The 7,966-nt window shown below is 59.9% G+C and carries 6 protein-coding genes; 1 reads left to right on the top strand and 5 read right to left on the bottom strand.

Annotated elements, in window-relative coordinates:
- Window positions 1–105: 105 nt before the first annotated feature.
- Window positions 106–798 (bottom strand): HAD family phosphatase, encoded by a 693-nt coding sequence (locus tag Q0K62_RS07535; RefSeq protein WP_297317361.1) that lies wholly within the window; start codon window positions 796–798, stop codon window positions 106–108.
- 154 nt (window positions 799–952) lie between these two features.
- Window positions 953–1,177, bottom strand: coding sequence for a helix-turn-helix transcriptional regulator (locus Q0K62_RS07530; protein WP_297317360.1), 225 nt, complete (start codon window positions 1,175–1,177; stop codon window positions 953–955).
- A gap of 309 nt (window positions 1,178–1,486) precedes the next feature.
- Here Q0K62_RS07530 and Q0K62_RS07525 point away from each other — a divergent pair, with 309 nt between their 5' ends.
- Window positions 1,487–3,406: an alpha/beta hydrolase gene (locus tag Q0K62_RS07525; protein ID WP_297317359.1), complete on the top strand. Its 1,920-nt coding sequence runs from the start codon at window positions 1,487–1,489 to the stop codon at window positions 3,404–3,406.
- A gap of 188 nt (window positions 3,407–3,594) precedes the next feature.
- Here the strand turns inward: Q0K62_RS07525 and dnaG are convergent, their stop codons facing one another.
- The 3 genes from dnaG to Q0K62_RS07510 all read right to left on the bottom strand — a co-directional run bounded on the left by dnaG (window position 3,595) and on the right by Q0K62_RS07510 (window position 7,708).
- Window positions 3,595–5,691, bottom strand: a complete 2,097-nt coding sequence (dnaG, locus tag Q0K62_RS07520; protein WP_297317358.1) for a DNA primase — start codon at window positions 5,689–5,691, stop codon at window positions 3,595–3,597.
- Window positions 5,692–5,767: 76 nt separating this feature from the next.
- Window positions 5,768–7,051, bottom strand: a complete 1,284-nt coding sequence (locus Q0K62_RS07515) for a deoxyguanosinetriphosphate triphosphohydrolase (protein WP_297317357.1) — start codon at window positions 7,049–7,051, stop codon at window positions 5,768–5,770.
- A gap of 198 nt (window positions 7,052–7,249) precedes the next feature.
- Window positions 7,250–7,708 (bottom strand): Ohr family peroxiredoxin, encoded by a 459-nt coding sequence (locus Q0K62_RS07510; RefSeq protein ID WP_297317356.1) that lies wholly within the window; start codon window positions 7,706–7,708, stop codon window positions 7,250–7,252.
- Between the last annotated feature and the right edge of the window lie 258 nt (window positions 7,709–7,966).

The raw sequence follows: 7,966 nt of genomic DNA, 5'->3' as shown, positions 1-7,966 counted from the left end.
GTCGGGAACCCGAAACCTTACTGGCAAAAGGGCTATGGGAACCCGACCAAATGGCCGGGTCGGGCAACTCTTCCGCCCACCTTCGAACTCAACAGGCAACCGCGGTCAGGATTGCTTCGTCGAATCCCTAGCCGCGATGAATCCGCCCAGGTCCAGAGGCGACAGACCGACATAGGTGTCAATCGCTGCGAACTGGGGACCGTTGCCGACAGCATTGGGCGTAGCCCCGGTGAAGGCTATGGTGGTGGCACCGGAAGCAACCGCCGAACGAATGCCCGTCGTGGAATCCTCGAAGGCGATGCAGGCAGCCAAACGGTCAGGCTTCTCTATACCGACCAGCTTCGCCGCGTACAGATAGGGTGCCGGATCCGGTTTCTGAGCCAGCCCATCGTCACCGCAGATATAATCCACGAACGCACCCTGAGGTGCCTGGTCCACCACAACCTGAGCCATGCGCCGGGGCGAGGTCGTGACCAGAACAGAGGGAACCCCGGATTGGGACAAGGCCTTCAGGAGGTCGAATACCCCGCTGATCCAAGGCATGTGCTCCTGCTCCTTGCGGGCGACACCGTCGATGAGCATACCCGGGATATCCTCCTCGGGCAGCTGCAATCCCTGCTCCCTGAGGAGTCTGGCAACCCGGGGAAGAGGACTCCCCGAGACCCGCCAACCCATATCATCGGTCCAGTATCCGCCATACTCCTGCGTCAGCTCGATCTCCACCTGATGCCAGTAGGGTTCCGAATCGATCAGGGTACCGTCCATATCCCAGAAGACGGCCAGCGGAAACTCGCCCACCTTGGGACCATCGGAACGGCCTGAACAGGCACCCGTCCGGTCTATCGGTCTTCCGGTTCCTTTGGGAACTCCGTCGGAGGTGCGATCATCTTCTTGCCAGTAGGAATCCATACCAATAGCCTATCGGCAGGGCTCGCCACCGATTCCGCGGCCTTCAACGGGCACGAAGGTCAGGCCATGGTCTCGGCAGGAGATCATTCAGGTCCACATCCAGGACCTGGGCCACTGCCATCACGTTCAGCAGGCTGGGATTGGATGGGGACCCCGGCCGTGACTGACCGTGTTCCAGTTGCTGATATGAGAACCGGGACAGATTGGCATTGTAAGCCACATACTCCTGGCTCAGGTTCAATGCCAATCGACGCTTTTGAATGTTCATCCCTAATTCCCTGACGAAGTCAGGCCACGGGTCGGGTATCTGCGAATGAGGCACATAGATAAGTTAAAAGACACAATCACTTTGTCTAGCCTTACCGGTAATACATTACAAGTAAGGCCATGCGGGTTATATCTCACAGGAGGAGGTACCCTGCATGCGAACTCCGGTGACGAACATAGACGTGACCTCATCTGCGGACACGGACACCAGGCTATACGGTCTACGGACCGACCGCCACGCACTGAACATGAAATCAGGAATCCTACGATCGCCGGACGTAGAGAAGATCCACGAAGAAAGGGCCGATCAATGAAACAACATACAGCCATAGGAGGAGCAGGCCTGGGACTCATCATCTCACTGGTCCTATGCCTCCTTTGCGGTCTCATGTCCAACCTGGCACAGACGGATGCGGGGCACGTAACCAAGGAGACCCTGTCAATCGAATCACCATCCGGCCACCGGCTCAGCATGGACATGCTCCAGCCCAAGTCGGCCACCCCGAGCCATCCCGCCCCGGCCATCGTCTTCGCCCACGGAGGCAACACCAACAAGGAAAAGAGCGATGACTTCCAGATCGAGTGGGCCCGCAGGGGCTTCGTCGTCGTCTCCTTCGACCTGTACGGCCACGGGGAATCCGAGGTTCTCAATAATCAGGAATGGCTGGTGAACGGGCGAGGGCTGTATGACACCGTCGAATATTTGACCACCATCCCCTTCGTTGACACCAACCGAATCGCGGTCTCGGGACATTCCCGGGGTGGCAACACCGTCCACGAATCCATACTGATCGACAACAAGCGCACCAAGCCCCTGATCAAGGCTGTTCTCTATGTGAGCAGGGATCCTGTCTATAAGGACAATGAAACGGCTGCCTTCGGTTACGTGCCCGGCAAGACCAACGTCGTAGAAGCCGCCAAAAAGAACGACAACGGCAAGTATTTCAACTATTACAAAGGACGCACGGTAGGAGTACTGGCAGGCAAGTACGATGACTACTCCTTCAAGGAGAAGGATTCGAAGACGGGGCGGATCAAGCCCAATCCCCAATATCTGAAATCAAACAACGCCCGTTCCTTCCTCAACTTCGGCAAGACCCCGACGCCCCAGACCCCGAATGGCATCAGCGGCCGTTGGTACACCCGCCAGATAAGCGGACGGAAGGCCTCCCATGTGATTTATATGGAGAACGGGACCCACGGCACGGTCCTCTTCCTCTCCCAGCCATGTACGGATGCCGTCCAGTTCATGGTTCGGGCATTCAACATCAGGACCGACCTGGCGGACACCGATCATATATACCCGGTCAAGATGATCGGCGGCCTGCTGGGGCTCATCGGTCTCTTCCTCTTCATGGTCTACGGCACGCTCTGCATGGTCAGGCTCAACCCCTTCCAGGAGGCCGGGTCCGATACCCCCGCACTGATGCGCCAGGCCGACACCAAGCACGGGGGCTCCGCCTGGCTCCGGGGATGCCTGGTGGCCTCAACCGTCTTCTCCGTGGCCAGCTCCCTGGCTCTCTTCGGCTTCAGGGTCGATAAGCACATCGGAACCTACTTCCGACAGGGGATGCCCCTCTTCTACGGAATCTGGGGATGCCTCAATGCCGTATTCATGATCTTCCTCACCTTGCTCTGGTACCGTATGTTCGCCAACAAGAACGGGGCGACTCCTCAGAGCTTCGATATCACCATCAAGGGCAGAAGACTCCGGCAGACCATCACCCTCTCCCTGACGGTCTCCCTGATGGCCATCCTGCTCATCTTCGCCTGCAAGTACTTCTTCAACTCGGACTATCGATTCTGGTACTGGGCGGCCAGGCCCTTCACCGCAGACAAGATTCCTGAGATGCTCAAGCTCTTCCCCTTCTTCCTGCTGGCTTATGGTGCCATGTCGGTCTTCACCAACTGCCTGAACTACAACACCTCCTTCGGAAAGAGCAACTGGGGGAACATCACCCTACTGGCGTGCTTCAACCTCCTGCCGGCGCTTCTGATAGCCCTGGCCGGATACGGTTACTTCTTCACGACCGGTGTCAATGGGTTGTTCGGCAACAACACACAGATAGCGGACTGGATGCTCACCCCCCTGGTTCCACTGGCAGTCATGCCCCTTGTTTCAAGGGCCATCTACCGGCACACCCGCAACCCTTACCTGGGAGGTATCATCACGGCAGTCATCGTAACCGTCATGACCTGCATAAACTCGCAGATATCCTTCCCGGCCTGACCCACCCCTGCGTTGCGGGGGGCCGCAACGCAGAAGGACATAAGAGTCGTGATGGCATTGCGCACGGCGCAGGCAGTTCCCCGTAATCCCCCCATTACTTCATGGAGGAATACGGGAAATGGTATTTGGTGGGTTCACGGTCGGGTGCAGTGGTGACCCGACCTTGACGAAATTGCACAATCTCGATCTCAGTTGACGTTGCCGAATACCTGGTTGTTGAGTTCCTTGCGACGGGTTTCGTACTCGGTGATCTTCCCCAGAAGGTCGAACTTCTCCTGGCCGTCAGGCAGACGGTTCATCTGGTGGCGGGCCGCGGAAATCAACCGCATATAGGTGGCGTCGAGGAGTCGCGCCAGGAGCTCCGAAGCGTACTGCCGCTCCTCTGCGGTGGCCGGCCTCAGTTGGATGGCCGCGGCGTTCACAGCAGGCCCCGTCTCCTGGCCGCCACCCGTACCACCTGCAGGCCCGACCCGCCCCGACCCCTGAGCCTGGCTGTCCTTATCAGAAGCGGCCAGCGGCAGGGGCATGACGGCGAGCTCATTGATGGCGGATTCCAGCAATGGACCCGCCTCCTTGCTCAGATTATGCATCCACAGACCCTGGGGGGTGTCTGCGGCGGGCAGCCCACCAGCGGCCTCCACAGCCTGGAAGAGAGTGCGAAAGATAGGGACCTCGAAGCTGTTGGTACTCAGTTGGCTGTATACATCACGGTTGACGGCCCGTGGTATCTGGATCAACAGCCCCATGAACTGCTGCTCACAGATGAAGACCGAATCATCGATCCTGTAATAGCCCTGGTCGACCGCGTCCTTCTTTTCCAGTTCACGACGACGCGCGGGCTCTTCATAGGGATTATGGTTGGCGGGTTCCCTACCACCGTTACCATACCTGGGCTGTCTGACCGCGTAGGCGCTCTGGTCGCGCACATTCAGGCTCCGCCGGGCATGACTTACCTCCTGCCGGAGCAGGTCCAGATCCACACCTATCCGGCGGGCGGTCTTCCTGGTGTAGATGCCCACCAGGGACCGGTCTCTGATCTGCGCGATGATCGGTGCCACAGCCTTGACCGCCCCCATCTGGCCGGTCGTGTACTGGGTATCGAACATGTCCACCGCTGAATCGATGACGAAATCGTAGAGGGGCCTTGCATCCTCGACCAGCGAACGGACCGCCTGGTCGCCGTGCTGGATGCGGAGGTCACAGGGGTCCAGGTTGTCACGGGCCACGGCCACGAAGGTCTGGGTGAGGAAGTTGCCATCCAACCCGAAGGCATGGAGGGCGGCCTTCTGCCCGGCGGCATCCCCGTCGAAGGTGAAGACAACCCGGGAACCCCGAACCGGTCCGACCAGCTGGATGGCCCCCAGGGCGTCATCCGAGATGAGGCGGCGGACGATTTTGGCGTGGTCCTCGCCGAAGGCCGTTCCGCAGGTGGCCACGGCCGTATCGACACCGGCCAAGTGGCAGGCCATGACATCGGTGTATCCCTCGACGATGACCACCTGACGCTTCTTGACGATGGCATCCTTGGCCAGGTCGATGCCGTACAGAACCTGGTTCTTCCTGTAGAGCTGGGTGTCCGGGGTGTTGATGTACTTGGCGCTGATGCCGTCGTCCTCGAAGAGTTTGCGGGCGCCGAACCCCAGGGTGCGGCCGGTCGAGTCCCGAATGGGCCAGGTCACCCTGCCACGGAAGTAGTCGTAGACACCGCGCTGGCCCTGCCTTGCCAGACCGGCATCCAGCATCTCCTGCTGGGTGAACCCCTTGGCGGAGAGGTGGCGGACCAGATTATCCCAGCCGCGGGGGGCATATCCGCACCCGAAGTGGGCGCTGTCGGACTGGGAAAAGGTCCTGCCGGCCAGGAGCTTGCGGGCGGCCAGGGCCTCCTTCGTCATGATCTGGGAGACGAAGAACCGCTGGGCCTCCTCGTTGGCCTCGAGCAGGCGGGTCCTTTTGGAGCCCTTCCGCTGTTCCCTGCGGTCGTTGTCGTAATGCAGCTCGATGTGGTACTTATCGGCCAGAATCTCGACGGCATCACCGAACTCGACATTCTCCTCCTTCTCCACATAGGTGAAGACGTCGCCGCCCAACCCGCAACCGAAGCAGTGCCAGACACCCATGGAGGGACGGACCGAAAAGGAGGGCGACTTCTCATCGTGGAAGGGGCACAACCCGACATAGGTACCCGAACCAGAGGCTTTCAGGGTCACGCTCTCGGATACGATCTCATACAGGTCGGCCTTGGCCCGTACCTTCTCGATGTCGTCTTTCTTGATCAGTCCTGGCATATACCCCAGCCTAGCCTTGATTCGGGAACTGGATTGAGCCGTGCAGGAAACCAGGGCCCCCCTCGGCCTGTCGAATCTACTGGCAGATGATGGAGTGGAGGGACAGGGCCGACCCGTCCGTCAAAGAAGCCACCTGGTCGATGGCCACACGGAGGCGTTCCTCGTCGGACCCGGCCTGGACCCAATCCTCCAGGAAGACGGTTTCCAAGGCGTCCGAGGGGCTGGGGGAATCCGCCATCATCACCTCCACCAGATCGGTGACGATTTTCAGCTGTTCCTCATGGAAGGGTTCGAGTTCCCTGGGGGCCATGACGAAATAGACGGCGATGCCCTTCAAGGCCACAATCTCGTATGAGGTCTCCTCAGGAATGACCACTGTGGCGGAATAGCGCGTCAGTGGGCCTTGACCGTACCTTTGGCGGGTGGCGGCTTCGACCGAACCCGCGAACCGCCCGATCAGGGCACTGGTCATGTTCTTCAGCTGGGCCAGGGACCGACGTGAACCGTTGAAGTGCAAGGGCAACATGGTCTTCATCCTGTCCAGGGCCTCCAGGAGCAGGTCGGCATCCCACCGCTGGCCATACCAGTTCCGGGCGGCGAGCACCACCCCGTCCATGACCTTTGGATCGGCCAGGGCAACCGGATCAAAGGAACCGACGACGATGGCATCCTCGACATCATGCACGCTGTAGGCTATGTCATCCGAAAGGTCCATGACCTGGCATTCCATCGGCGTCGTGTTGGCAGGTACACCCTGCTTCAGCCAGTCGAACACCTCTACATCGTCCGGATACACGCAATACTTGGCCGACCTCTCCCCTTTCGGATGCCTGCCCGCTTCGGCCAGGGTCCAGGGATATTTGATGGAGGCATCCAGGGCGGCCCTGGTCAGGTTGACGCCGGCACTGCGGCCATCGGGGTGAAAGACCTTGGGCTCCAGCCTGGTCAGCAGGCGCATGGTCTGGGCATTCCCCTCGAAGCCACCGATGGAGGAGGCGATGGTGGACAGGGCCCGCTCGCCGTTGTGCCCAAAGGGAGGGTGTCCCAGATCGTGCGCCAGACAGGCACAATCGACCACATCAGGGTCGCATCCCAGCATGGTGCCGATCTGGCGGCCTATCTGGGCCACTTCCAGGGTGTGGGTCAGCCTGGTACGGGCGAAATCGTCGGTCCCCGCCACCAGGATCTGGGTCTTGGCACCAAGACGACGCAAGGCGGAGGAATGGACCAGTCGGGCACGGTCACGCTCGAAGGCAGTGCGTGAGTTGGATTTGGGAGGCTCGGGAGCCCAGCGTTCCTCATCGAAGGCCGTGTACCCCTCGTCGCTGAGACGTTGTCGTCCACTGATTTCAGTCTGCATAGGCCACCTTTCCCAACCAGATGCAACCGGCATCCCCGCTCAGAACATACAGGAATCATCCATCGATCCTGAGCCTGTCCGAGCCGACACTGCAATTGTCCATCATTAGGCACAGAAATCGTATTCCCCGGTCAAATGGCATACCGCCAACGGATTCAATGGCAGGAGGCGGGATTTACAGGCCTCAAGATGGTGGACTCAGTCCAGGGAGTCCACGACCACCAGTTCGGTGGGAACATTGCCGGCTGTTGCCTTGGAATACGGGCAGAGTTCCTGGGTCCTGTCGACAAGACGCCGGGCGGTCTCCTCGTCGATGCCGGGCAGGGCCACCTCGATCCTGGCCTTGATGCCGAAGGACTCCCCTTCGTCACCCAGTGAGACGTGGACCCTGACCCTGCTCTGGGCCAGTTTGGTGGCGGCCACCCTCAGTTCCTTGCCGGCCAACCCCATGGCCCCTTGGAAGCATGCGCCCCAACCGATGGCGAAGAGTTGCTCGGGGTTGGTCCCCTTCTCCTCGCCACCCATGGCCTTGGGTGTATCCAGATCCAGGGAAAGGTCGGGATTGTGACTGACCGCGTGACCATTGCGGCCCCCGGTGACGTCGGCCACAGCCGTGTAGGAGATATTGCTTGGTTCCTTACCTGTATATGTGCTCATGCCCTCATCTCATCACGTACGCGGGTGCTTTGCAAGGATATACGGCCACAATTCGCCCGTCCGGGGAACCATTGTGGGGCATATCACCAAACCGCTGGCCATAGTTCCGCCACCGAGGGATGATACATACACTTCCTCAGGCCTGTTGCCCTTGATCCTCCTGACCGGTCGAGTCGATTTCGGCACGGATCAGCAGGCGGAGCTCAGAGAATGGAGGCCGGGTCAAGGAGGTGCATGTCCTCAGGGTTGATGACCTCC

The sequence above is a fragment of the uncultured Bifidobacterium sp. genome (assembly GCF_945269915.1).
GTDB lineage: Bacteria > Actinomycetota > Actinomycetes > Actinomycetales > Bifidobacteriaceae > Bombiscardovia > Bombiscardovia indica.
This window is presented reverse-complemented; position numbering and strand designations above follow the sequence as displayed.